20 protein-coding genes are annotated in these 25,786 nt (G+C 40.9%); 12 read left to right on the top strand and 8 right to left on the bottom strand.

What is annotated here, in order from left to right:
* The first annotated feature begins 3 nt into the window (after positions 1-3).
* The gene (locus QPX86_RS18450) at positions 4-2,217 is read left to right on the top strand and encodes a patatin-like phospholipase family protein (protein WP_285163474.1); all 2,214 of its coding nucleotides are present in this window, start codon (positions 4-6) and stop codon (positions 2,215-2,217) included.
* Between the two features lie 98 nt (positions 2,218-2,315).
* On the opposite strand, the gene hxpB is transcribed toward QPX86_RS18450, so the two are convergent.
* The gene (gene hxpB / locus QPX86_RS18445) at positions 2,316-2,975 is read right to left on the bottom strand and encodes a hexitol phosphatase HxpB (RefSeq protein ID WP_220755047.1); all 660 of its coding nucleotides are present in this window, start codon (positions 2,973-2,975) and stop codon (positions 2,316-2,318) included.
* A gap of 456 nt (positions 2,976-3,431) precedes the next feature.
* Between hxpB and acnB the strand changes: the two genes are divergently transcribed.
* Together acnB and QPX86_RS18435 are read left to right on the top strand one after the other, a co-directional pair.
* Positions 3,432-6,029, top strand: coding sequence for a bifunctional aconitate hydratase 2/2-methylisocitrate dehydratase (gene acnB, locus QPX86_RS18440; RefSeq protein WP_220755046.1), 2,598 nt, complete (start codon positions 3,432-3,434; stop codon positions 6,027-6,029).
* 492 nt (positions 6,030-6,521) lie between these two features.
* Complete coding sequence (locus QPX86_RS18435) at positions 6,522-7,700, top strand: PIN domain-containing protein (RefSeq protein ID WP_285163473.1); 1,179 nt, start codon at positions 6,522-6,524, stop codon at positions 7,698-7,700.
* 399 nt (positions 7,701-8,099) lie between these two features.
* On the opposite strand, the gene QPX86_RS18430 is transcribed toward QPX86_RS18435, so the two are convergent.
* The 7 genes from QPX86_RS18430 to priA form a co-directional block, all read right to left on the bottom strand.
* On the bottom strand, positions 8,100-8,504 hold the full coding sequence (locus QPX86_RS18430; protein ID WP_285163472.1) for a MerC domain-containing protein: 405 nt from the start codon (positions 8,502-8,504) through the stop codon (positions 8,100-8,102).
* 379 nt (positions 8,505-8,883) lie between these two features.
* The gene (locus QPX86_RS18425; protein WP_285163471.1) at positions 8,884-9,264 is read right to left on the bottom strand and encodes a gamma-butyrobetaine hydroxylase-like domain-containing protein; all 381 of its coding nucleotides are present in this window, start codon (positions 9,262-9,264) and stop codon (positions 8,884-8,886) included.
* A gap of 199 nt (positions 9,265-9,463) precedes the next feature.
* The gene (gene hslU, locus QPX86_RS18420; protein WP_285163469.1) at positions 9,464-10,789 is read right to left on the bottom strand and encodes an ATP-dependent protease ATPase subunit HslU; all 1,326 of its coding nucleotides are present in this window, start codon (positions 10,787-10,789) and stop codon (positions 9,464-9,466) included.
* A gap of 22 nt (positions 10,790-10,811) precedes the next feature.
* The gene (gene hslV / locus QPX86_RS18415) at positions 10,812-11,336 is read right to left on the bottom strand and encodes an ATP-dependent protease subunit HslV (RefSeq protein WP_220755040.1); all 525 of its coding nucleotides are present in this window, start codon (positions 11,334-11,336) and stop codon (positions 10,812-10,814) included.
* A gap of 166 nt (positions 11,337-11,502) precedes the next feature.
* Positions 11,503-12,084 (bottom strand): SPOR domain-containing protein, encoded by a 582-nt coding sequence (locus tag QPX86_RS18410; RefSeq protein WP_220755039.1) that lies wholly within the window; start codon positions 12,082-12,084, stop codon positions 11,503-11,505.
* A 1-nt stretch (position 12,085) separates the two neighbouring features.
* Positions 12,086-13,831 carry an arginine--tRNA ligase gene (gene argS, locus QPX86_RS18405; protein ID WP_285163467.1) on the bottom strand — a complete coding sequence of 582 codons (1,746 nt, stop codon included), beginning with the start codon at positions 13,829-13,831 and terminating at the stop codon, positions 12,086-12,088.
* A gap of 154 nt (positions 13,832-13,985) precedes the next feature.
* Positions 13,986-16,181, bottom strand: coding sequence for a primosomal protein N' (gene priA / locus QPX86_RS18400; RefSeq protein ID WP_285163465.1), 2,196 nt, complete (start codon positions 16,179-16,181; stop codon positions 13,986-13,988).
* Between the two features lie 77 nt (positions 16,182-16,258).
* Between priA and QPX86_RS18395 the strand changes: the two genes are divergently transcribed.
* The 9 genes from QPX86_RS18395 (at position 16,259) to mshL (ending at position 25,778) form a co-directional block, all read left to right on the top strand.
* Positions 16,259-17,089 carry a FimV/HubP family polar landmark protein gene (locus QPX86_RS18395; protein ID WP_285163464.1) on the top strand — a complete coding sequence of 277 codons (831 nt, stop codon included), beginning with the start codon at positions 16,259-16,261 and terminating at the stop codon, positions 17,087-17,089.
* Between the two features lie 125 nt (positions 17,090-17,214).
* Positions 17,215-17,427: a 50S ribosomal protein L31 gene (rpmE, locus tag QPX86_RS18390; RefSeq protein ID WP_102527427.1), complete on the top strand. Its 213-nt coding sequence runs from the start codon at positions 17,215-17,217 to the stop codon at positions 17,425-17,427.
* Between the two features lie 430 nt (positions 17,428-17,857).
* Positions 17,858-19,105 carry a malic enzyme-like NAD(P)-binding protein gene (locus QPX86_RS18385; RefSeq protein ID WP_220754059.1) on the top strand — a complete coding sequence of 416 codons (1,248 nt, stop codon included), beginning with the start codon at positions 17,858-17,860 and terminating at the stop codon, positions 19,103-19,105.
* A 203-nt stretch (positions 19,106-19,308) separates the two neighbouring features.
* The gene (csrD, locus tag QPX86_RS18380) at positions 19,309-21,195 is read left to right on the top strand and encodes an RNase E specificity factor CsrD (protein WP_220754060.1); all 1,887 of its coding nucleotides are present in this window, start codon (positions 19,309-19,311) and stop codon (positions 21,193-21,195) included.
* A 410-nt stretch (positions 21,196-21,605) separates the two neighbouring features.
* Positions 21,606-22,535: a biogenesis protein MshI gene (locus tag QPX86_RS18375; protein ID WP_285163462.1), complete on the top strand. Its 930-nt coding sequence runs from the start codon at positions 21,606-21,608 to the stop codon at positions 22,533-22,535.
* Positions 22,532-23,134 carry a fimbrial assembly protein gene (locus QPX86_RS18370; protein ID WP_220754062.1) on the top strand — a complete coding sequence of 201 codons (603 nt, stop codon included), beginning with the start codon at positions 22,532-22,534 and terminating at the stop codon, positions 23,132-23,134. Before QPX86_RS18375 ends, QPX86_RS18370 begins: the two co-directional genes overlap by 4 nt.
* Positions 23,131-23,781 carry an MSHA biogenesis protein MshJ gene (locus tag QPX86_RS18365; protein ID WP_220754063.1) on the top strand — a complete coding sequence of 217 codons (651 nt, stop codon included), beginning with the start codon at positions 23,131-23,133 and terminating at the stop codon, positions 23,779-23,781. Before QPX86_RS18370 ends, QPX86_RS18365 begins: the two co-directional genes overlap by 4 nt.
* Entirely contained in the window at positions 23,768-24,088 is a 321-nt protein-coding gene (locus QPX86_RS18360; protein ID WP_374758499.1) for an MSHA biogenesis protein MshK, read from the top strand. Before QPX86_RS18365 ends, QPX86_RS18360 begins: the two co-directional genes overlap by 14 nt.
* 13 nt (positions 24,089-24,101) lie before the next feature.
* The gene (gene mshL, locus QPX86_RS18355; protein ID WP_220754064.1) at positions 24,102-25,778 is read left to right on the top strand and encodes a pilus (MSHA type) biogenesis protein MshL; all 1,677 of its coding nucleotides are present in this window, start codon (positions 24,102-24,104) and stop codon (positions 25,776-25,778) included.
* Positions 25,779-25,786: the final 8 nt, after the last annotated feature.

Raw genomic sequence — 25,786 nt, 5'->3', positions numbered from 1 at the left:
TATATGGGTCGCAAGATCGCACTGTTGATTTTACTGAGCTTAGTAACAAGTTTTGTTCAAGCCAAAGAGCGACCTTCTGTCGGTATCGTATTAAGTGGCGGGGGAGCAAAAGGTTCAGCCCATATCGGTGTGCTTAAAGTATTAGAGCAGCACCGTATTCCTATCGATTATGTCACGGGTACCAGTATTGGTTCTTATGTTGGTGGTATGTACGCATTAGGCTACACAGCGGCAGAAATTGAAGAAATTATGCTCAGCTCGCCTTGGGCTGAAGGGTATTCTGATACCATTCCTCGTGAAAATCTTACCTATCGTGATAAACAGCATCGCGACAAATTTAATATTCCAATAAATGTAGGTTATAAAAATGGCGGCCTTACTGCGCCCAGTGGATTATTACGTGGTCAGACAATGTCACAGTTGCTTCGTTATTCAACAGATTTAGTTGAGCAGTTTGGCGATTTTGATGATTTAGCAATTCCTTATCGTGCAGTAGCAACAAACCTTGCAACGAGTCACGCAGTAGTATTAGAAAAAGGCAGTATCGTTAAAGCGATGCAAGCCTCTGCCACCGTTCCAGGTGCACTGCAACCAGCCGAAATCGATGGCATGTTATTGGTTGATGGTGGGATTTCCAACAACATGCCTATTGATGTGATTAAAGCGATGGGCGCAGATGTTGTTATCGCCATTGATATAGGTTCTCCGTTAGCATCGAAAGAGGAATTGGATAGTACTATCGCTGTGCTTGAACAACTTTCTACTATTTTGACTATGGCCACCACCGAACATCAAAAAACCTTATTGGCTGAAGGAGATGTGCTTATTCGTCCAGCTATTGATGGCATGAGCACGACAGATTTTGCAATTATGCCGCAAGCATTAGAGGCGGGACGCATTGCTGGTGAGGCTGCCTTACCTATGCTGGCACATTTAAGTGTAAGCGAACAAGAATACCAGCAGTATCAAGCAGACAAGAAACAAGTGAAAACCTTGCTAGTCAATCAATTAAATCGCCCTTCAACTAAAATTGTTTTTGATAATGACTCAAAAGTTAGCGAAAAATTATTGCGAGAAACTTTAGACCTTGATGAAGGAGAAGTGATCACCAAAGAGTCTTTAGAGGAGGGGATTAAGCGTCTCTACTCATTAAACAAATTTGAGCGTGTTGATGCTGAATTTGAAGACACAGAAGAAGGACGGGTTTTAACCGTAAACACTCGAGCCAAATCTTGGGGGCCGAATTACTTTGATATTGGATTTAACTGGGAAGATGACTTTACCCTAGATTCTGCAATTACCTTAAGCTTAGCCTATACCATGGGGGAACTGACCGAAAATGGTGGGGAATGGCGAAATGAAATAGACTTAGGCTATGAAAAAAGGATCAGTACAGAGTTTTATCAACCCCTAAGCCGAGACCAAGATTTTTATAGTCGAGTATCTTATGAGTATGAAATCAAAGATTGGGATTTTTATGATGGCAACGACCGACTTTACGAGCTTAAAAACACTCTCAACCAAGTTCAGATTGGCATAGGGTACAACTATTCGCATGCAGGATTAATAGAAATTGGCGCTGTAGGCGAAATAGGAGATTTATCTAACAGGGCTGTATCTTCTATTGATTTAGATTACGAATCTATAGGTGGCTATTTTGCATTTTCGTTTGATACGTTAAACAGTATTAGTTTCCCGACAGAGGGACAAAGACTGACCTTTAAGGCATCGATTCGAGACGAACGTTATAAAGGTGCTATAGAGGAAAAATCTGATGAGCTATCGTTGCAATATGAGGCCGATTGGAAAGGGGCATTAAAACTGGGTAATCATGCGATTGTTGGTAAGGTGGCTTTAGCAACAGTAGATGTCGATAGAGAGTTTACTTTGCATGTTTCAGAACTCGGTGGCTTTTTAAACTTGTCAGGTTATCACAAAGGCGCATTAGCGGGAGCGCATAAAGTATTTGGCGCGCTTATCTATCAATATGATTTAGGTAGAGATGTATTGTTATCCGATGTACCGCTTTACCTTGGGACAAGCTTTGAAACTGGTAATGTTTGGATTAATAAAGATGATATTGACTTAGATGATCTTATCTACGCAGGGAGTGTTTACTTAGGTACAGATACCAGTTGGGGGCCTGCAGCCTTAGGGTTTGGTTTTACCGATACCGGTGAACAAGCATTTTATTTGTTCGTAGGTAAGAATTTCTAATTGCTTTAGCTATTGCTCGTTAAGAAAGGCCGTCACCAATGACGGCCTTTCTTGTTAAGCGACATGTCTTAACTATAGACGAAAACTGAAGACATCAGCTATTTCAAAACGGTACCTAATAAATCTAAATGTGCTATTTGTTGGTGAGCAATATGCTGCCAGCGTTCTTGGTCTGCTACGTTTTCTGCAGGTATTGCCACTGTTTGCATCGATGCGGCTCTTGCGGCAACTAAGCCGTTAAAGGAGTCTTCAATCGCCAAGCAAAGTGATGGGTGCACTCCTAATGCATCCGCGCAGTTAAGGTAAACCTCAGGGTGCGGCTTACCATATTTAAGGTTTTCAGCTGATTCAATTGCCATGAAATAATCTTTAATCCCCAACTTACCCATTACCGCTGCAATTAAATCCGAAGATGACGATGTGGCTAAACCTATTTTTAGCTGTTGTTGCTGGCAAAGGTTTAATGCATTAATCACTCCACGCATCGGCTTACCTTGAGTTTCAATAAAGGTGATGACTTTATCAATAATCTGTTGCGCAACTTGCTGATTATCATAATTAGGCCAAGGATGGCGCTGATACCAATAGCTCACTAAAAAATCGATTCTTAATCCTGTGGTGATCTCGGCATCTTCGACAGTAATAGGCACCCCAAGTTGATTGAGTACTTCAACCTCAGCTTGCTGCCAAGCGGGTTCAGTGTCGATGATAATACCGTCCATATCAAATATGACCGCTTCTAAAGTGGTAGAACTCATAATAAATCCTTACTAAAGTGAATCGTTAATAATGAATAGCTAATCAAAAAAGTTGAATAAGTACGCTTTGGGTGGTTTGTGGTGCAAAACTGTTCAAAGACTATGCAGAAAAGATAAAAAAAATGCAAAAAATCATCTAAGTTATTCAATTGCTTTCTAGGATTGATTTAAAATTTATGTATAGTTTAATGGGTTGAATTTAATGGTTTTTTATGTTGTTTTAAACTATTGTCTAATTTTATTTGTTTAAAGTGACAGGTAAATTACGCTGCGAGCTAAAAATTAGCATCGATTTCGTCTCCATTAGAGTGTGATCTAATTCATACTTTTGCAAACCTGTAGTATACTACGGGTCGGATTTCAAGCCCGAACCTGTGGAATGGTCATTTTTTATAAATTTCATATCAAATGACGTTCAGTTTCGCTGTTAGGCGCAAAACAAAGAGGAATGTTGCCGTGCTAGAAGCATATCGTAAACACGTCGCAGAACGTGCTGCAGAGGGTGTTGTCCCTAAGCCATTAGATGCACAACAAGTGGCTGAATTAGTAAAGTTAGTTGAGACTCCGCCTGCTGGTGAAGAGGCTGTAATTCTTGACCTATTAGAGAATCGTATTCCCCCTGGTGTTGATGAAGCTGCGTACGTAAAAGCGGCATTCTTAGATGCAGTAGCAAAGGGCTCTGTATCGTCACCAATTCTATCTACTGAGCGTGCTACTGAACTACTTGGTACTATGCAAGGTGGTTACAACATTGAGCCGCTTATCGCTCAATTAGATAATGATGCACTTGCGCCAATCGCAGTAACAGCATTATCAAATACCTTATTAATGTTTGATGCATACCACGATGTGGTAGAAAAAATGCAAGCAGGTAACGAGTTTGCTAAGCAAATCGTTACTTCTTGGGCAGAAGCTGAGTGGTTCCTAAACCGCCCTAAACTTGCTGATAAGATTTCGCTAACAGTATTTAAAGTATCTGGCGAAACCAACACTGATGACTTGTCACCTGCACCAGATGCATGGTCACGTCCAGATATCCCATTACACGCTTTAGCCATGCTAAAAAATGCGCGTGACGGTATCGTACCAGACGTAGCAGGCACAGTGGGCCCAATCAAAGAAATCGAAGCACTAAAAGCCAAAGGTAACCCGTTAGTTTACGTGGGTGATGTTGTTGGTACAGGTTCTTCGCGTAAATCAGCAACTAACTCAGTACTTTGGTTCATGGGCGATGATATCCCTTATGTACCAAATAAGCGTGCTGGTGGTTTCTGTTTAGGTGGCAAAATTGCACCAATCTTCTTCAATACTATGGAAGATGCTGGCGCACTACCCATTGAGCTAGACGTTAGTAAAATGGAAATGGGCGATGTTATCGACATCTACCCATACGAAGGCGTTGTTAAGCGTGGTGGCACTGATGAAGTCATCTCAACTTTCGAATTAAAAACAGAAGTACTGCTTGATGAAGTACGTGCTGGTGGTCGTATTCCATTAATCATTGGTCGTGGTCTAACTGACCGTGCTCGTGAAACACTAGGTCTTGCTGTTTCAGATGTATTTGTTCGTCCACAAGACGTTGCAGCATCTAACAAGGGTTATACGCTTGCGCAGAAAATGGTCGGTAAAGCTTGTGGCGTAACGGGTGTTCGTCCTGGCCAATATTGTGAGCCTAAGATGACCTCTGTAGGATCGCAAGATACTACAGGGCCTATGACTCGTGATGAACTTAAAGATTTAGCATGTTTAGGCTTTAGTGCCGATTTAACCATGCAGTCTTTCTGTCACACAGCGGCATATCCAAAGCCAATTGATGTGAACACGCATCAAACATTGCCTGACTTCATCATGAATCGTGGCGGTGTTGCACTTCGTCCAGGTGACGGGGTTATTCACTCTTGGTTAAACCGTATGTTACTTCCTGATACTGTTGGTACTGGTGGTGATTCACATACGCGTTTCCCAATCGGTATTTCATTCCCAGCGGGTTCTGGCTTAGTTGCATTCGCAGCAGCAACAGGTGTTATGCCTCTTGATATGCCAGAGTCTATTTTGGTTCGCTTTAAAGGTGAAATGCAGCCAGGTATCACGTTACGTGACCTTGTTCATTCAATCCCATTAAAAGCAATCGAAATGGGTTTACTAACGGTTGAGAAGAAAGGCAAAATCAATGCATTCTCTGGCCGTGTACTAGAAATTGAAGGTCTTGAGCAACTTAAAGTTGAGCAGGCATTCGAATTATCTGATGCATCAGCTGAGCGTAGTGCTGCAGGTTGTACGATTAAGCTAGATAAAGAGCCAATCATTGAATACCTAACGTCTAACATCGTGATGTTGAAGTGGATGATCTCTGAAGGTTATGGCGATCGTCGTACGATTGAACGTCGTATTAAAGGCATGGAAGAGTGGATTGCTAATCCAGATCTTATGGATGCTGATAGCGATGCTGAATACGCAGAAGTTATCGAAATTGATTTAGCTGACATCAAAGAGCCAATTCTTTGTGCACCGAATGATCCAGATGATGCTGTTTTATTATCATCAGTTGTTGATACTAAAATTGACGAAGTCTTCGTTGGTTCTTGTATGACTAACATCGGTCATTTCCGTGCAACGGGTAAGATGCTTGATAAGTTTGCTACGACTTTACCTACTCGTTTGTGGATTGCTCCACCAACGAAGATGGATAAAGATCAGCTGACAGAAGAAGGCTATTACGCCATCTTTGGTCGTGTTGGTGCACGTATCGAGATCCCGGGTTGTTCACTGTGTATGGGTAACCAAGCACGTGTTGCTGAGAACTCAACAGTCGTTTCAACGTCGACACGTAACTTCCCTAACCGTTTAGGTACAGGCGCAAATGTTTACTTAGCATCTGCTGAGTTAGCTGCCGTAGCTGCACTATTGGGTCGTTTACCATCTCCTGCAGAGTACCAAGAATACGCGAAAGAGTTAGATGCAACAGCAGCTGACACTTACCGTTACTTGAACTTCGATGAGATTGAGTCTTACACTAAGAAAGCTGACAGCGTGATTTTTCAAGCTGCAGTTTAATCTTTGATAAGATGGTTACGTTTTAAAAGCGTAAACTTAAAAATGCCAGCTAATTAGCTGGCATTTTTGTGTCTGGACTTTGGTATAGGATTTATTTTGGGAATTATAACCTTACGGCCACTGTGACTTTTATAAAGGTCAAGGTCGTGGTGCTTCGCCCACACCTGACGAAAGGGAAACAACAGCTTTTCCCTTTTCGTTATCCCTAGCCGCTCCAGCGAAGTTGTCACCTTCGGTTTTATTCGAAAATAGTTAACGCTTCCGATAGGCCATATATGGCTAAACGAAAGCTAGCCTGACATCCATGTCAGGACTTACGCTATTTTCTTCAACTCCCTCAGCAACTTCACAAGGAGGTTGTTGACAAATCAGACGGTTATCTGTTTCTCAAACTTTTATTGCAGCGGTTATGATCCAGTTTAAATAATTATTTTAATTAGGTTTTATAGGCTAGCTAAACAATCATTCATATAGTAGCGTTGGTTACACAAAGTGTTGACAAAAATATTTGGAATAGATTATATGAGAGAGTTGTTTCCAGGCTACTTCAGTGAAAGTGATGAGCGTCTACAATTATTGTGGAAAAGTGCAACTTTGGTTTTTGATGCCAATATTTTACTTAATTTATATAGGTATTCAGATAAGACTAGGAATATTTTTTTAAATATCCTAGAGGCAGAGAAACATCGCATATGGATACCTTATCAAGTAGCTGAAGAGTATTTAAGGAATCGAGTTACAGTTATCATTCAACAAGAAAAATCATACGACGACACAATAAATGCAATTAATTCTTTAGAGAAAAAATTAGATAATGCTCGTCAGCATCCATTTGTTAGTGAAGAATCTCTAGCAAAATATAACGAAACATTTACTTCTTTAAAAATGGAGCTTTTTTCTAGTAAGAAAACTCACACTGATCGAATCAATAATGATCCTATCAAAGATAATATTGCGAGAATTTTTGAAGGTAAAGTTGGCAAAGCATATAGCAAAGAAGAATTAAAAAATATTTTTGTAGAAGGGGAGGATAGGTATGCCCAGCACATTCCTCCTGGGTATATGGACTCATCAAAGTCCAAGGATAAAAGTAACTTTCAATCTGAGAGTCGGAAATATGGTGATTTTATTGTTTGGAAGCAGATCCTAGAACAAGCTAAAGAAGCAAACAATGATATTTTCTTGGTTACGGACGATGCAAAAGATGACTGGTGGCTTAGTCAGAATGGAAAAACTATCGGACCAAGACCTGAACTTGTAAAAGAGTTTAAAGATAGTGCTGATAACAAATTTCATATGTATCGGGCTGATAGCTTTTTAAAGTTTGCACAAGAGTATTTAGGGAATGAGATAAATGAAGAGGCTGTTAAAGAGACTGAACAAGTTAGGTTGGATGTAAACAAACAAAATGCAAGCTTTGAGGCTGCTCTAAGTAAATACCAAGCTTTATCTGATTTGGTTTCATATTTAAAAAGTAACGTTAAAGTAGGTGGTAAATTACCTTCTGAACGAAATTTATCTGAAGCTATTGGTTGGACTAGAACAGTTGTAAGAGAGCAGTTAGTGAGATTAGAGTCCTGGGATTACATAACAATAGAGCATGGTAAGTCTTCAATTCTAGACCTAGAACTCCCGAATAATTCTCAAATTAGAATCGATGATAATGATTAATAGATATAATTTAATCAAGTGATCTTGCTGGCTGAATTGACTCCATTTGAATTGAGGTCAAAAAGAAAAGGCCGTGAGCTTGGCATGGATGCCAAGCTAGCTTTCGTTAGGCCACGGATGGCCTATCGGAAGCGTTAGGGCTTTTCGACAATGACCGAAGACGGATACAAACGGAGTAAAAATCTGGATCAATCCCCATTGAAAATTATGCGCTTTTCAGCATTTTTCGTCTGGGGCGCTGAGGGTTTGTTAAGGGGGACAAGCGCTTTACCCCTTGACTCTGGTGTGGGTGAAGCGCCACGACGTTAATCCAAACGAAGTTTGGAGTTTGGTCGAGATTAATTGGGATCTTATCTTTCCTTAAAAATCAAAAAATCAAAAAATCAAAAAATCAAAAAATCACTTCTCAGCATGCTCACAAGAATCACTGCGACAAAGAGAGTAATTACGCCAATGCGCACATGCCAGAATGATGGTTGATGCCAGTGTCATTAGCTTCTCTCCTGTTTCACCAAACAAGTCATGTCCATAAATAGCTGTTACTGCCAAGGTTATCATTCCAAAAAAAGCTAACACTAGCACAGTAGGATCTTTGTGCCGTGTACAGCCTAGGAATACTGCGATACTGCTTGTTGGGATGATAAACCACACCATGAGTATATGATAAAAATGATCACTGACAGGCAGTGCCAACATCGTTGGAAAAAGTACTAATAATAATGGACCCGCAATACAGTGGAGTGCGCACAACGCTGAAGCTGAAATAGCAAGGCGATCTAATAGTATTTGGGCGGGCTTATTCATATTGATACTCAAGTGATTAATTGGTTAGGTATGATAATGATATGTTATATCATAATAAGTCGCTAATCTATCATTGGCATGCAGAGTATTCAATAAGTAATCGGTAATGTACGCATGATTTACATATTGAGTCTTGGGTTTAGGCTAAGCTCAAGATACTAAGTAAGGGTGATGAGAGCGATTAAAGTTTTTAAAAAGTTAGATGAGCAAGGAGGGGGAGAAGATTGGTCATTAGGCTAACATCGGAATGAATCAATTTTTCTGAAATGACAAAGTGGTAAGCAAGGGAAATACTATCATTTCCCTTGTTTCAGTTTTGGCCACTGAGATACATCTGAAGCGCTTTGTTCTCAACCAAAACCACGTTAGGAAATGAACGCTAAGAGTACTTAATGTTCATATCAATCAATGGTTCGCGAGAACCCTTTTCAGCACGTAGTCTTGCTAAGTATCTTTCCCAAATCTCTACCTGATGAGCGCCAAATTCATGTAATAACTTCCATGAGAATAGCCCTGTGTCATGGCCGTCATCAAAGATGATTTTTACGGCATAATTACCCACTGGCTCAATCGCTTTAATGTTTACCGCTTTTTTGTGAGTTACTAAAATAGGGTTACCGTGACGCTGTACTTCTGCGGAGGGTGAGTTGACTCGGAGCATTTCACAGCTGATATTAAATACGTCACCGTTATCAAAAGTGACTTCAAGTAACTTTGATTTACGCTTCAATTTAAGGTTAGTTACATTGGGTGAACTCATAACGGTTACTCTCTTATTGCAATGCTGTTAGTTTAACAATGAATAGCAAAAATGATAAAACGATAATAATAAAAAAGGTGGTCACTCATTGAGTTCACCACCTTTTAAAAGCAGTCATTGATGTATATTAGTTAATGTTAACTAAAAACAGGATGACTAAATTAGTGATAGGTCACAATTGACACACATCACTGCCAAATTACAAAATAAAGCGGCTTAAATCTTCATCTTCTACTAAGGTATCAAGATGATCTGTAACGTAAGTTTCATCGATGACAAATGTGCTGCCAGACTTTTCTGAAGCATCATATGAAATCTCTTCCATCAGTTTTTCCATCACAGTATGTAGACGACGCGCACCAATGTTTTCAGTGGTTTCGTTGACTTGCCAAGCGGCTTGAGCAATCTTTTCGATACCAGATTCTGCAAACTCAACTTTAACGCCTTCAGTACCCATTAACGCAACGTATTGCTCAGTTAATGATGCATGTGGCTCAGTTAAAATGCGTTTGAAATCATCGGCACTTAATGCGCTTAATTCCACACGGATAGGCAGGCGGCCTTGAAGTTCTGGGATCAAGTCTGATGGCTTAGACATCTGGAATGCACCTGAAGCGATAAACAAGATGTGGTCAGTTTTAACCATGCCGTGCTTAGTCGTGACTGTACAACCTTCAATCAACGGCAGTAAATCACGTTGCACACCTTCGCGAGATACATCAGGGCCAGAGCTTTCGCCGCGCTTACAAATTTTGTCGATTTCATCTAAAAACACAATACCGTTTTGTTCAACCAAATCGATGGCTTGTTCTTTCATGTCTTCTTGATTGACTAGCTTGGCAGCTTCTTCTTCAATTAACAGCTTGAAAGCTTCTTTAATCTTAACCTTCTTGCGGTTCTCTTTGGTTTGGCCCAAGTTTTGGAACATGCTTTGAAGCTGGTTAGTCATTTCTTCCATGCCTGGTGGGGCCATGATTTCAGCACTAACTTGTGGTGCCGCTAAATCGATATCGATTTCTTTATCATCAAGCTGACCTTCACGTAGTTTTTTACGGAAAATTTGACGGGTATTTGAGTCGTCTTTTTGCTCAGTGTTCCAATCATCTTTTGGCTTAGGCAATAACACATCAAGAATACGTTCTTCAGCTAATTCTTCAGCACGATGACGGCCTTTTTTCATTTGCTGTTCACGAGTCATTTTGATAGCTGAGTCAGTTAAATCACGAATGATTTGCTCAACTTCTTTACCTACATAACCCACTTCAGTGAACTTAGTCGCTTCAACTTTAATGAATGGTGCATTAGCTAGCTTGGCTAAACGGCGGGCAATTTCAGTTTTACCTACACCTGTTGGGCCAATCATTAAGATATTCTTTGGCGTCACTTCTTGACGAAATGATGGTTCAAGTTGCATACGGCGCCAGCGGTTACGAAGCGCAACTGCCACAGAACGTTTAGCATTTTTTTGACCAATGATGTGCGAGTCTAGTTCGTGGACAATCTCGCGAGGGGTCATTTCAGACATAAATAATTCCTTACGTTCTAATTTAGTAGTCGATTTGCTCAACCGTTTTATGTTGGTTGGTGTATACGCAAATATCACCGGCGATAGTTAGCGATTTTTCAGCTATGTCACGAGCGCTTAAATCAGTATTTTGCAGTAGTGCTAATGCCGAAGCATGGGCAAAATTGCCGCCTGATCCAATGGCAATTAGGTCATGCTCTGGTTGAACCACATCACCGTTACCTGTGATGATTAATGATTCTTTGGTATCAGCAACAATGAGCATGGCTTCTAGGTTACGGAGCATTTTGTCGGTGCGCCAATCTTTAGCAAGCTCTACAGCAGATTTTAATAAGTGGCCTTGATGCATTTCGAGCTTAGTTTCGAAGCGCTCAAAAAGAGTAAATGCATCTGCAGTGCCGCCAGCGAAACCGGCGATCACTTTGTTTTGGTATAGGCGACGCACTTTACGCGCATTGCCTTTCATGACGGTATTGCCGAGGGAAACTTGGCCATCACCTGCGATGACAACTTGATTATTGCGGCGAACGGATACGATAGTAGTCACGGTAAATCCTCTTAACGACGGCAGCAGTAAAAATGAGGCTGCTGCTTGTTGATAAAACAGATATGGGGATGCTTGTTAGGAATTCAAGGGACAAAAAAGGCGCTTACTGAGAGTAAGCGCCTTTTTAAAGCAAAGATTGCTTAATTAGGTATATTTTAAATAATAATTAATATTGCCACAGCCAAATTTGGCAACCATTCACTCCTGCGCGTTGCAGTTTGTGGCGGGTACGTTCGGCGGCGCGTTTAGACTCAAATGGGCCTAATATCACTTTATGCCAAGTGCCTGTACTACCTTTGGTTGCTCTAACTTGGGCTTCAAGTCCCTGAAAAGCAATCAGGGCTTTCATTTCTTCAGCCTGATCTTGTCTTCTGAACGAAGCACATTGCATTTGATAAGGCCCTTGAGACTTTAATGCGTCTTCTGGCACATCAACATCAATGCTTTTGTTTTCTAATTCCTCTAAGTAAGTCCACTCTTCCGTCGGTTTTGGCGGAAGAGCATTAGGATCTTTCTTAACAGGTTGCGCTTTTGGCTTAGTTTCAGTTTTTACTGCGGGCGTTGATTGCTCAACCGCATCTTCTGAGCTGCCACTGATAAACCATAAGAAATAGCCAAAACCTGCAACCAGTAGAATTATCACAAACGTCGACAAATAGCGGCTCGCAGGCTTAGGTTGCGCCTTTTTGCCTCTCGCTGGCTGACGCTTCTTTGGACTAGGCTTTTTGTTAGCGTAATCTCGACTCATGTTACATGCGCTCTAATGTTTCGATACCTAACAGAGATAAACCTGTTTTCAGTGTCTTAGCGGTTAGATGCGATAACAACAAGCGGCTCTGCTTTTGCTCTTCTGTTTCAGCGGCAAGTACAGGACATGCTTCGTAAAAGCTTGAGAATTCACTCGCTAGCTCATAAACATAAGCACACATGACATGTGGTAAGCCTTTTTCAGTCATACGGGTTAAGACTTCACCAAATTGAGCAAGCTTAGTGCCGAGGTCTTTTTCTTTATCGTGCTCAAGGACGATTTTAGCTTGGCTTAAATCGACATCTTCAGCACGTTTGAAAATACCGGCTATACGGGTGTAGGCGTATAATAAATAAGGCGCGGTATTACCTTCAAAGCTCAGCATTTGCTCAAAGCTAAAGATGTAATCACTGCTGCGGTTTTTTGATAAGTCAGCATATTTAACTGAGCTAATACCAACAACACGGGCAATTTCAATTAAGGTGGCTTCATCCATGTCTGGGTTTTTGCTGCGCACTAATTCAATTGCACGGGTATTTGCTTCATCAAGTAAATCAACCAGCTTAACGACGCCGCCGCTACGGGTTTTAAATGGACGACCATCAGGGCCGTTCATGGTGCCAAAACCTGTGTGCTCTAGCGATAACTCTTCACGAACAAAGCCTGCTGCTTTAGCAAGACTAAATACTTGCTGGAAGTGCAGTGCTTGGCGTAAATCCACGAAGTATAAAGCGCGGTCAGCTTTAAGTACGTTTGAGCGGTAACGCATGGCCGCTAAATCAGAAGTGGCATATAAGTAGCCACCATCTGCTTTTTGAATAATAACTGGTAATGGCTCGCCTTCTTTAGTGCGGAACTCCTCTTGGAAAACCACTTTAGCGCCATTACTTTCGCTTAATAACCCTTTAGCATCTAAATCTTTAACGACCTGTGCTAAGTCAGCGTTATAAGCGCTTTCGCCGTGGACGTCAGCGCGAGTTAAACTCACACCTAAACGCTCATAAACGTCATGACAGTGATGCAGCGAAATATCGTTAAATTCTTGCCATAACTTATTGCAGTACTCGTCACCAGATTGCAGTGATACCACTAAGTTACGTGCACGAGTAGCGAACTCTTCTGATTCATCAAAGCGAACTTTAGCGGCGCGGTAGAAGGTTTCTAAATCTGATAATTCAAGGTCTGCTTTTTCGCCATTTGCTGCACGTAGCTCTTCCATATAAGCCAGTAACATACCGAACTGGGTGCCCCAATCGCCAACATGGTTTTGACGGATAACGTCATGACCTAAAAATTCAAGTGCGCGGACCACACTGTCACCAATAATGGTTGAACGTAAGTGACCCACATGCATTTCTTTTGCAAGATTTGGAGAAGAGTAATCAACAACGATGGTTTGCTTAGCCGGTAACGTGACACCTAAGTGGTCGTCGTTTAATGCATCTTGTAATTGGTTTGCTAGGGCGTTTTCATCAATAAAAAAGTTGATGAAACCAGGGCCTGCAATCTCAACTTTAGCAACATGGCTAGAAGCTGGTAGATTATCGATGATCAACTGGGCAATATCACGAGGATTCTTTTTAGCCACTTTAGTCAGCATCATGGCTAAGTTAGTCGCAAGATCACCATGGCTTTTATCTTTAGTTCGCTCCACCTGAATTCGCGCCTGAAAATCAGCTGGGACAATGCCTTGTTGCTTAAAAGAGTCGACGGTTTGTTCTAGTAAAGATGCAATATGTGATTTCATGGGCGTTAATTAGCACTGACTTAAAGTAAAAGAATGGGGTAACCGTCTATTTTAGCCGCTATTGCTATGCAAATGCTATCTCGACAGCTCAATTAATCAAGATTTTTTTGATTTGAAATAAATCGCAGCATAAACCTCATATGCTGCAATAGCATTACATCAGATCTTGGGGGTCTCTATCGATGCTCCAACGACAACGTTTGCTTTCATTGAGCGCTTCTATTTGCGGTAAAATTTGTTCAAATTCATGTTGCAGACGTTGACGGTTTTTAGCTTGGAATAATAACTGGCGGCGGTATTTACCTGCTTTACGGTCAAGTGGTGCAGGCATGGGGCCAATCACTTCAAAATCTTTATCTTGGGGTAATAAGTTAGCCACTTGCTGTAAGAAGTTATCCGCATCTTCTGCTAAGTGGGCGTCAGCTCGTAATAACACCATATGCCATGCGGGTGGCAGTAAAGCTTGTTGGCGCTCTTCAAGTTGGGCGCGCGCAAATTTTCCATAACCATTTTTTAATAAGTCATGCAGTATTGGGTTTTCACTTTGGTGAGTCTGCAGTAGCACTTTTCCGGGCTTGTCAGCACGACCAGCACGGCCAGATACTTGGGTATAAAGCTGAGCAAAGCGCTCTGGGGCTCTAAAATCGGCACTAAACAATGCGCCATCAACATCCATTAAACCTACTAAGGTGACGTCAGGAAAATGATGCCCTTTAGCTAGCATTTGGGTGCCCACCAAAATTTTAAATTCGCCTTTTAAAATACTATTGAGCTGTTTTTCCAGTGAACCTTTTTTACGTGTGGTGTCGCGATCGATTCGCACCACAGGATATTGTGGAAACTCTTGTTCAAGCGCTTGGGCAAGCTGCTCTGTGCCAGTTCCGTGCCCCATTAACATGGTGCTGCCACATTCATGACACTGATGCGGAATCGCATACTGATTACCACAGTGGTGGCAACAGATTTCATTCAAACCTTGATGCACTGTAAAGAATGCATCGCAGCGATCGCACTCATGTAAATGGCCGCATTCATGGCATAACAGCGCGGGCGAAAAACCACGGCGATTCAGAAATAACAGTACCTGATTACCCGCATCAAGGTGCATGCGCATCTCATTAATCATCGAGGCAGACATACCGGACTTTAACGGCTGGGAGCGGATATCGATAATGCCTTGTTTTACTTTTTGAGCCGCGCCAGCTCGTTCAGCAAGTTCAAGGTGAGTGTAACGACCTGAAATGGCATTTTGCAAGGTTTCTAGCGATGGGGTTGCCGAACCTAAAATGACTTGCACCTTCTCTAAGTGTCCGCGCATCACTGCAAGATCACGGGCGTGATAACGCACCCCTTCTTGTTGTTTAAAGCTGCTGTCATGTTCTTCATCAAGAATGATGAGCCCAGGATAAGCCATGGGGGTAAATAATGCCGAGCGTGTACCAATGATGATCGCTGCTTCACCGCACCTTGCCTGCCGCCATGCCTCTAACCTTTGGTTGTCGGTAAGTGCTGAGTGAATGACAGCAATATTGACATCGAAGCGGCGTTTGAAGCGGTTAATGGTTTGCGGCGTTAAGCCGATTTCAGGCACTAAAATTAGTGCCTGTTTACCTTGCTTTAGAATGGTTTCTAAAATTGATAAATAGACTTCTGTTTTACCTGAGCCAGTGATACCTTCAAGTAAACTGCAATGAAAGCCTTGTTGTTGATTTAACACCGAAACAGCAACTGCTTGTTGCTTATTGAGCTTTAATGGCGTTTCAGTCATATTAAGTTGTTCACGCCAACTTAAGTCTGTGTCATTTACAACGAGCTGGCGATCGATCCAGCCTTTGTCTTCAAGGGCTTTAAGGGCAACCTTGCTAAGCTCTTGGGTAGTAAAGTCATCTTGGCTGATTGAAGACCGTTGTAATAGCTCGAATAATTTTTTTTGCGCAGGAGCGCGCTTAAGGACACTGATATCCACTTGTTTACCGGCATCATTTAAGGCAAAAAATGTCACGGTTTGTGGTTGTGCACTGAGACCTTTACGCAGAGCTACCGGCAGTGCTTGACTGAGCATTTGCCCTTGACTGGCAAAGTAATAGCGCGCAGCCCACAAGGTGAGTTTGTAAAGTGAGTCAGGTAATAGCGGCTTGGTGTCCAGCAGTTCTGAAAATGGTTTTATTTTATTAGCTGGAACGTCACATTCATTTTTTATCGCTGTGATTAAGCCTACAAGTTGTTGTCTACCAAAAGGAACTTTTACCCGCAACCCAAGCTGTATTTGTGATACGTTGGATTCAGGAACTTGGTAACTAAAGGTTTGCCGCATAGGAACGGGCAGAGCAACCTCAACAAACACAGGCATAATTCATCATCATTAAGAATTGAGAAGGCCTAGTTTACTAGAGCCAGAACATAAAGAAATAGGATAAGAGAAAATTGATGTCAAAAGGAATAATCAACAGAGCTGTATTGGCACTATCACTTTTTTTATTTTCATTTGTGGCACAAGCTGCACTGAGTCATATCAGTATTAACAGTCGTCAGTTTGATGTTGGGCAGCACCCCAAGATTAAACTGAACATTGTGGCTGGTAAAAATGATTTATCTCGTATTAGTCTTCATCTTCGTCAGAAAAATGGTTCTGAAGAGGTGGTGGAAGAGTTAATGGTGCAGTCTATCAGTGGTTATATGTTATTTGCTATTGGTGTAGACGATGTTAGGGATCCTAACGCGAAATTAATTGTGAATGAATATAAAGGAAATAGCTGGCGCCAGTATGCAGTATTGTCAGTATTCGATGCGCCCTTTATTAAGGTAACAGACAAAACTGAAGTTAAAATAGATTCGCGACATCAACTTAAGAAAGTGGCACCAATACCAAATACAGGCGGTAAAGCACAGCAAACCACAGCAGTAGAGAAAACTCCGAATTCAAGTTCAGTATCAGCGAGTTCCGCTTCTTCAACACTCTCTACTCAAACACTCTCAACTCCAATAGTAAATGAGGGTTGCACCATTGAACGTGATCGCTCTGATACTTTATGGCGCATTGCTTCACGTTATCATAAACAATGGCAAACCAATGTCTATGGCGCTATGTTGGCGATTTATGATGCTAATCCTAAAGCTTTTTCAAAGCAAAAAATCCATTTGATTAGACAAGATGTAACCTTAATGTGCCCTTCGCAAAGTCAATTAAATCAATATGTAAACAAGATTGATGATAAGGCGAAATTTGAAGGTTTAGAGCAACAACATACAGGCAATTAACTTTTGCTTGTTTGAGTTGGACAGATACTGTACTATTGCGCGCCTTAACGCTATTGTTATGAACGCATGTGGTGCTCAACTTCGGGTTGGGAGAGCGACATGGCCTGCTATTGAAGGTAATCCAAATGAAATCAGGTATCCACCCAGACTACGCTGAAGTAACTGCAACTTGTACTTGTGGTAACGTAATTAAAGTAAACTCTACTGTAGGTAAAAACTTACATTTAGACGTATGTGGTGCATGTCACCCATTCTACACTGGTACTCAGAAAGTTGTTGACACTGGTGGTCGTATCGACAAATTCAACAAGCGCTTTGGTGCACTTGGTAAGAAGTAATTGCGACTGCAATTATTTTAAGAAAAAGACGCCTTCGGCGTCTTTTTTTGTTTTAGGTCTAATTTTCCTCAAAAAATATTTATTTTTTAGTTATAAATTATGTATTACTGCTTAGGTTAATAATATTGTTATTTAGGCAAACTATTTGTAACTTTATGAAGCAATTTCCGCTTTTTTATGTCAAATCTTGTTATTTTTCTACAGTTTTAAGTCTTTGATTCTTAATGTGATGATTTATTTAAGCGCGATAAATTGTAACTTGATCAAATTATGATGATTAAAGATAACTTTTGTTAAATTTTCATTTATACTGCCTGCCAAAGCGCATAACAGCTCACTCTGATATTTATTCAGCAATTTGAATTATTGTGTGTTTTGACTGAATTTAACTTTATTTCGCCGTATAAATTGCCTCATTCAGGAACATAAAATGTCTGATTTCCGCCAGCAAGCTCTCGATTATCATGAATTTCCAATTGCAGGTAAAACTGCAGTTAGCCTTACTAAACCTGCTCAAACGAGTCATGACTTGTCGCTGGCCTATAGTCCTGGTGTTGCTGAGCCTGTAAGAGAGATCGCGGCCAATCCAGATGATGCTTACCGTTATACTAATAAAGGTAATACGGTTGCGGTAATATCAAATGGTACTGCTATTTTAGGTTTGGGTAACTTAGGTCCGTTAGCATCAAAACCTGTGATGGAAGGTAAAGCGTTATTGTTTAAGCGTTTTGCTAATATCGATTCAACAGATATTGAAGTAAAGCACAGAACCACCGCTGATTTTATTAATACTGTTGAGTCAATCGCTGATACGTTTGGCGGTATTAACCTTGAAGACATCAAAGCGCCAGAGTGTTTTGAAATTGAGCGTGAACTGATCGCTCGTTGTAATGTGCCGGTATTTCATGATGATCAGCATGGTACAGCGATTGTAACAACGGCAGGCATGATCAACGCTTTAGAAATCCAAGGTAAGAAAATTGAAGATGCTGTCTTTGTTTGTCTTGGCGCAGGTGCAGCGGCTATTGCTTGTATGACTATGATGGTTAAGTGCGGCGCACAGCGTGAAAACGTATACATGCTAGATAGGCAAGGCGTTATTCATACCCGTCGTGAGGACATCAATGAATATAAAGCTTTGTTTGCTAACAATACTGATAAGCGCACATTACAAGATGTGATTAAAGATGCAGATGCATTCTTAGGTTTATCGGGTGCTGACTTATTAACAGCTGAAGATATTGCATTAATGGCGCCAAACCCAGTTATTTTTGCTTGTTCAAACCCAGATCCAGAAATTAAGCCTGAGCTTGCTCATGCAACCCGTAGTGATTTGATCATGGGCACAGGTCGAAGTGACTACCCTAACCAAGTCAACAACGTACTTTGTTTCCCGTTTATCTTTAGAGGTGCATTAGATGTACGTGCTTCTGAAATCAACGATGAAATGAAAATTGCAGCGGTTAATGCATTAGCTGCGATTGCAAAAGAGCCAGTTCCAGCTGAAGTATTAGCAGCGTACCCAGACGTTAAATCAATGAGTTTTGGCCCTGAATATGTACTGCCTAAACCAATGGACCCTCGTTTATTGAAAAATATCGCTAGTGCGGTATCTCAAGCGGCCATTGATTCTGGTGTTGCTGTACTTAAGGCTGTGCCGACAGAATATAAGCTATAAACGATTATTGAAGCTAAACAGCTGGATATTGTTGAAAGAAAAGGGCATTAGCCCTTTTTTTGTATCTAAAATAACAACAACGCAGATAGAGTTTGCGTTTTGTTGGTTGCTACTGAATAATCGAGTTCAGTTAAGTGGATGTTATCGCTAGCCAATCGTTTAAAAAATGATAAACCGCATTGTGTTTTAGCAGGACGCTGATAATGAAATTAACCAAAATTTTGACAAAAAAATTGACCAGTTTTTGGTTATTGTCGCTGACAGCGGTTGGCGCTATCTTTTTTATCGGCGCTTTAGTGAGTTTTGTGCAACTGACATACAAATTTCAGCAGCAAAAAGTCACTCAGTTAGAGTCCATGTTGGTGGAACATTATCAATCAGATAGCCATTGGGATTTGCACGCATGGTTGCCACCCATTTTGATTGCTTACAATGCTAATTCATTCAAACTTACTCAAGGTGACGAAATAGTATTTGAATATTATTCACCTACACCACAAAACAATCCCACCCTATATAAACACACCATAGATACTAAAACAGATATTGCAATTGAGCTTAAATTGCCGCAACCGTATTTATTGCATCAATTGGGCTGGTATGAATATTTGATCTTGTTGGTATCGCTCATCGCTATAGTGTTATTTGTTCGCTATGGCTTGAGGTGGTTTACCCATGAGCTTGATGGTATCGAACAAATTGCCCTGCGCAGTAAACTGGTACTTGAAGGCGAACATACAGAAGCATTGAACTCTCCCGGTTCCGGCAGGCCGCGATTGATTAATCGTGCGATGACAAGACTGTTAGAGCAATTACAAGATGCGCAAAAGGAACGTGGTCGTTTCGATCAGTTTATTCGTTCAAAAACCTTTTTAGATCCCAGCACTCGTATTGGTAATCGCATTTTCTTTGAAAACCGTCTTGAAGCGTTAACTCATCATCACAGCATGATTGCCCATGGCGCAGTTATGCTGATTAATTTTGATGATTTAGATCTACTACAACAGCAAGAGGGTGATGAAGTTATCAATGAGCAATTAAATGATCTAGTGCAAGCCATCACTAAGTTACTGCAACCCTATGAGGATGCAGTTTTTGCTCGTTACGATTTTAATCAATTCGCGATTGTTGTGCCGCAATCATCACTGGCTGAAGCAGATAGTTTAGCCAACAAATTGCTTAAACTAGGGATTAGCCAATTAAAGAATCAATCAGATACTCAAGATAACTATGTGCACCTTGGCGCAGCTTTTTACAAAGCGGGAGATATGCAGGAGCAAGTGCTCGAAGAAGTTGAAATGGCACTGAAAGCGGCTCAACTGCAGCGCACCAATAATTGGTTTATGTACGATAAAGGCGCGGTCGATAAAGAGATTGCCAAGGGCTCCGTTCGTTGGAGAAGCTTCTTAGAAAATACTCTCGTTAATCGTCGTTTTGTGGCGATCACAGAAAATGTTATCGACAGTGATGGGCATGCTTGCCACAAAGAAGCTTTTAGCCGAGCCATTGATAATCAAGGCAATGAAATCAGAGCGACTTTGTTTATTCCCATGGCAAACAAGTGTGGCTTGATGCCTCAAGTTGAAAGGCAACTGATTGAGACAGTGTTATTTGAGCTGATGGCGAATAATCAAGAAAGCTTTAGTATCAATTTAAGTTATGACTCACTGACTAGTCGCGCCTTTATGCGTTGGTTAAGAACCACTTTAATGGAACACCGTCCGCTGGCATCTCGGCTTATTTTTGAAGTCTCAGAAGATATTGTTGTTAAGCACCAACAAGCATTGGTCGAAAATTTGAATCTGCTTCGCAAAATAGGAGCTAGGTTATGTGTCGATCATGTTGGGTTGCAAGTTGTTGGCACTCATTACATACAAGAGTGTCATTTTGATTTGGTGAAATTACATCGTTCAATCATCCATCAAATCCATCTTAAATCTGAGAATCAGCTGTTTATTCGAAGTTTGATTGGCGGGCTATATCGAGCTGAAGTTCAGGTCTTTGCTGAAGGCGTGACGAGTTTTGAAGAGTGGCAAACCCTGAAAATTTTAGGGGTGAGCGCAGCTCAAGGTGATTTTTTCAATCAGTAGCGACTCCATACCATTCTATCTCTAAATACAACGACGCTATTAACTTGGTACGGGTTTTGTATTCTTTTTATAACACGCCAACTTTATACAATTTAATAACCAACTACGTTAGTAAATTGCAAATTTGTTATGGGTGTGAATCTTGAGAATAAAGAAATAACATTCTATCTTAAGTGTATACACTTTTTTTGATGTTATTTTTCTATAAAATTAAGTGATTAGCGGTTAATATGTCATATGATGTTTTTTTGACATGCTTTTTGATGTTAACTGTCCCTTATGTTACATGTTTGTTGGGGTTGGCTGTTTTGTCATAGGTTGTATTGTTAAGCGGTTGTCACCTGATTTTGTCATTTATATCGTCTCATATGTATTGTTTCTTCGCTGAATATCAAGGCACAGGTTTTTGAATGAATAATGGTTTTTTAAGTAAGTTAGCATTCTGGCGCCAAACTCAAGCATCTACTGAACTTGGGTTATATATCAGTGCAGATTCAATTTATGTATATCAAGGTGAAATACAAGACAGCAGTAAACAAGTTTCTGATTCTGCACTCCAAAGCCACACAAAGTCTGAGCTTTCTGGGGTAACTAAAAAAATTGCTTTTAACGGTGAGGATTGGCTAGAAGCATTTGCTGAGATAAAAGGTATTTTCGGCAATGCAAAACTACAAATTGTATTGAGTGAATCTTTTTATCAACTCATTGTTGCTGATAAACCTAATGTCGAAGCAAACGAGCTTAACCAAGCCTTGTTGTGGTCAGTGAAAGATTTAGCCACTGAACCTGTTACTAATATTCAATTGGATTACTTTGAATCGTCGCTGACCAATACTGGCAAAATCAATGTAGTGGTTGCCAATAAAATGCAGCTCTCTGCCTTGGCTCAAGCCTGTGAACAACAAGGCTTTACCATTGAAGGGATCAGTGTTGAAGAGTTAGCTATGCCGCTGTTATTCGATGATGCTGCAACGCACATGGTTGTTAGCCATGTGCCAGAACATGACTTACTTCTGACGGTAGTGAAACAAGGTGAATTGCTGATGCAACGTCGAGTGAGGGGGTTTGCTCAAATCGACAAAGCGACAGCTGCTGATATTCAATATGGAATAGCGGATAACTTGAGCTTAGAAATACAAAGATCAATGGATTATTTCGAAAGCCAATTGCGACAAGCACCCGTTGGCTCGATTGACTTATTTTTAGATGGTGAATCACAAACATTAGTCCCGTTAGTTTCGCAAAATTTTAATCAAAAAGTCATTACCACAGAGCATGATTCAGTGACTGAACACCTAGCATTTATGGCTTTCAAACAATTAACTGGGGGTGAAGCATGATAAAAACCACAGTTAACCTCTTTAGCGCTGACTTATTACCTGCAAAGCTGCGTCTGTCATTTCAAACATTGATGTTGATGGTTGGAGGATTAGTATTAATCAGTATTTTGAGTTGGTCGATTGGCTATTGGCTGGTTTCTAGTCTTGAAGCGGATATGGCGAAAGTGTCGGCTGAAAAATCACAGTTGGATATTCAAAAACAACAACTTGAACAACAAATCGCTAATCGCGCACCTGATCCTGAACTGGTTACAAGGGTAGAACTAGAGCAGCAACGTTTAGAGTTAAAGAAGCTGTTATCAACGGAATTAAACCAACGGGATAATGTGATTAGTCGCGGTTATTCAAATTTATTAACTGATTTAGCCAGCGTATCAGATGGCTCTGTTTGGCTTAGCCGAATTGCTGTTAACGAACAACGTTTTGAGTTTGAAGGTTTTGGCGCGAAACCGCAGAGTATTCCTAAATGGGTCGAAGCATTAAAGCACACTGACACATTAAAAGGTTATGCCTTTGCAACAATGACGATGGACCGTGGTGAATCGCAACCACTGGCTTTTAAACTATCGAGTGCTCCAGAAGTGGAGGCTAAGCAATGAAACAGTTTTGGCACCAGTTAGAATCCAAATTTAATGTTCTTAGCCAGCGAGAGCGAGTTTTAATTTGTGTGGCAGCACTAGTGGTTATTGGCATGGTGGTTTATCTGCCTGTTGAAAGTGTTTTCAAAGAGAGGCAGAAACTGTCAAGACAGTTGGTTCAAATTGAAACTGAAAATAATGTATCAAGCCAACAAATTGATCTTTATCAGCAGCGCTTAGCAATGGATCCTAATACGGACTACCGAAATCGTTTGACCCATATCGAGCAACAAACACAATTAATTGATGCTGACTTAGATGCGCAGATGGTGTCTATGGTGCCCGCCAGTTATATGCCGACAGTGTTGACTAATTTACTTGGTAATGTGCAAGGGGTTAAGTTGCTTTCTTTTGGCTCTATCGCCCCGACGCCACTCTTACAGGTGGGTGAAGAACATAAAATGAACCTATACAGCCACGGGATTAAATTGACCCTTGAAGGTAGCTACTTTTCCATTCTTAAATTTGTTGAGTCAATAGAAGCGATGCCAGATAAATTATACTGGAAACGGCTTAATTATCATGTTGATAAACACCCTAATGCGACGGTTGAATTAGAGCTTTATACCTTGAGTATTAATAAGGAGTTTATCAGTGTTGCAGAATAAACCGATTTTTATACTCATATCATTGAGCTTGCTAGGGGCGAGCTTCTTAAGCCATAGCAAAGCATTAAGAGACCCAACTTTACCAGGTCAAGGCTATGTCACCGTGTCAGGGAACGCTGAACGAGCTGATTCATTAGTACTTAATAGTATTGTAAACAGCGCTAAGCCACATGCTGTCATTAATAACAAAATCTTATTCGTTGGCGATCGTATTGATGGGATAAGAATTGAATATATCGGAAAAAGCTACGTTAATTTGTCAGATGGACGAAAACTTAAGTTATTTCAATCGATAACAGAGCGATAGGACAAGAATAATAATGAATTTAATAAAATATATGACCCCTCTGCTATCTCTTTGTTTGCTTGGTTGTCAAACCACAGATAGACCAGATCCTACGACATCAAAAGCTGAATTGACTCAGTCTTTAGCTGAAGCACAAACTGCTCAAACTGTGGTACCGCCGCCAGCGCAAATGCCTGAAGAAGTGCTGCGTGAGTTAAACGGGTCAAGTTTATTAGGCAGTGCAAGTCCTGTTCTACCAAAAGAGCGCCGCTTTGATGTGTCAGCAAATGATGTCGAAGCAAAAGTGTTTTTCCCAAGTTTAGTCCAAGGTACACCGTTAAGTGTGGCAGTACATCCGGATGTAACGGGCACAATCTCAATCTCTTTGAATGGGGTAACGCTTTCGGAAGTGATTAAAGTTGTAGAAGATATCTATGGTTACGAAGTGAGCCGAGAAGGGCGTATTTTACGTATTTTCCCATCGGGCATGCGCACCGAAACTTATCCGCTGAATTATCTCTATATGGAGCGCGAAGGCTTGTCGCTTACTTCTGTCAGTTCCGGTCGTATTTCTGATGGTAATGATAACTCCAATTCGAATTCAAATAACAACTCTTCGAGTAATAGCAGCTCTAATAGCAATAATAATTCCAGTAACAGCAATAATAGCGATAACACCGATAATACTAATGGCACATTTATCCGCTCAACAACCAAAACCAATTTTTGGGGTGAGTTAGAAAAAACCTTAGTGTCCATTATTGGTAATACTGGCGGAGGTCGTCAGGTGGTTATTACACCACAAGCTGGTTTGGTAACAGTGCGTGCTTATCCTGATGAGTTACGCCAAGTCAGTACCTTTTTGACTAAAGCGGAAACTCATTTACAACGCCAAGTTATTTTAGAAGCTAAGATTCTTGAAGTGACACTTTCTGACGGTTATCAGCAAGGTATTCAGTGGGATAATGTGTTAGGTCATGCAGGTAGCACAGACATTAACTTTGGAACATCTCCAGGTTCAGGACTAAGTGATCCAATTACAAATGTGATTGGTGGGGTGACTTCAATCAGCTTAACAGGTACCGACTTTAGTACCATGATTAGCTTATTGGATACTCAAGGTGACGTAGACGTGCTTTCTAGCCCGCGTGTTACAGCATCAAATAACCAAAAAGCAGTGATTAAAGTGGGTAATGATGAGTACTTTGTTACTGATGTGTCTTCGACAACTGTTGCAGGTACAACGCCAGTAACAACCCCACAAGTGGAACTAACGCCATTTTTCTCTGGTATTGCATTGGATGTGACGCCTCAAATTGATGCAGAAGGTAATGTGTTATTGCACGTGCATCCGTCAGTTATTGATGTTTCAGAGCAAGTTAAAGAAATTAAAGTGAGTGGTTCTAGCCTTGAATTACCATTAGCGCAGAGTGAGATCCGCGAATCAGATACTGTCATTAAAGCGTCTTCAGGCGACGTCGTTGTGATTGGTGGTTTGATGAAGAGTGAGAACATTGAAGCTATCTCGAAAGTCCCGTTACTGGGTGATATTCCTTTCTTAGGTGAGGCCTTTACTAATCGCAGCAAATCGACAGTTAAGACTGAGCTTATCATTATGCTAAAACCTACTGTAGTAGGCGCTGATACTTGGACTAATGAACTGCAACGTTCTAAAGACTTATTAGATCGTTGGTACCCTGAGCAGGAGTAACGGTTTAC

The sequence above is a fragment of the Shewanella goraebulensis genome (assembly GCF_030252245.1).
In the GTDB taxonomy this organism is placed as follows: Bacteria; Pseudomonadota; Gammaproteobacteria; order Enterobacterales; family Shewanellaceae; genus Shewanella; species Shewanella goraebulensis.
Note: the sequence above shows the minus strand (reverse complement) of the source record. Positions and strands in the feature narration are given on the sequence as shown.

Excerpts from the sequence above, each read along its gene's own strand:
- QPX86_RS18450 (WP_285163474.1), top strand. The coding sequence starts at position 4 with ATGGGTCGCAAGATCGCACTGTTGATTTTACTGAGCTTAGTAACAAGT.
- hxpB (WP_220755047.1), bottom strand. The coding sequence starts at position 2,975 with ATGAGTTCTACCACTTTAGAAGCGGTCATATTTGATATGGACGGTATT.
- QPX86_RS18430 (WP_285163472.1), bottom strand. The coding sequence starts at position 8,504 with ATGAATAAGCCCGCCCAAATACTATTAGATCGCCTTGCTATTTCAGCT.
- QPX86_RS18425 (WP_285163471.1), bottom strand. The coding sequence starts at position 9,264 with ATGAGTTCACCCAATGTAACTAACCTTAAATTGAAGCGTAAATCAAAG.
- hslU (WP_285163469.1), bottom strand. The coding sequence starts at position 10,789 with ATGTCTGAAATGACCCCTCGCGAGATTGTCCACGAACTAGACTCGCAC.
- QPX86_RS18410 (WP_220755039.1), bottom strand. The coding sequence starts at position 12,084 with ATGAGTCGAGATTACGCTAACAAAAAGCCTAGTCCAAAGAAGCGTCAG.
- argS (WP_285163467.1), bottom strand. The coding sequence starts at position 13,831 with ATGAAATCACATATTGCATCTTTACTAGAACAAACCGTCGACTCTTTT.
- priA (WP_285163465.1), bottom strand. The coding sequence starts at position 16,181 with ATGCCTGTGTTTGTTGAGGTTGCTCTGCCCGTTCCTATGCGGCAAACC.
- QPX86_RS18395 (WP_285163464.1), top strand. The coding sequence starts at position 16,259 with ATGTCAAAAGGAATAATCAACAGAGCTGTATTGGCACTATCACTTTTT.
- rpmE (WP_102527427.1), top strand. The coding sequence starts at position 17,215 with ATGAAATCAGGTATCCACCCAGACTACGCTGAAGTAACTGCAACTTGT.
- QPX86_RS18385 (WP_220754059.1), top strand. The coding sequence starts at position 17,858 with ATGTCTGATTTCCGCCAGCAAGCTCTCGATTATCATGAATTTCCAATT.
- csrD (WP_220754060.1), top strand. The coding sequence starts at position 19,309 with ATGAAATTAACCAAAATTTTGACAAAAAAATTGACCAGTTTTTGGTTA.
- QPX86_RS18375 (WP_285163462.1), top strand. The coding sequence starts at position 21,606 with ATGAATAATGGTTTTTTAAGTAAGTTAGCATTCTGGCGCCAAACTCAA.
- QPX86_RS18370 (WP_220754062.1), top strand. The coding sequence starts at position 22,532 with ATGATAAAAACCACAGTTAACCTCTTTAGCGCTGACTTATTACCTGCA.
- QPX86_RS18365 (WP_220754063.1), top strand. The coding sequence starts at position 23,131 with ATGAAACAGTTTTGGCACCAGTTAGAATCCAAATTTAATGTTCTTAGC.
- mshL (WP_220754064.1), top strand. The coding sequence starts at position 24,102 with ATGAATTTAATAAAATATATGACCCCTCTGCTATCTCTTTGTTTGCTT.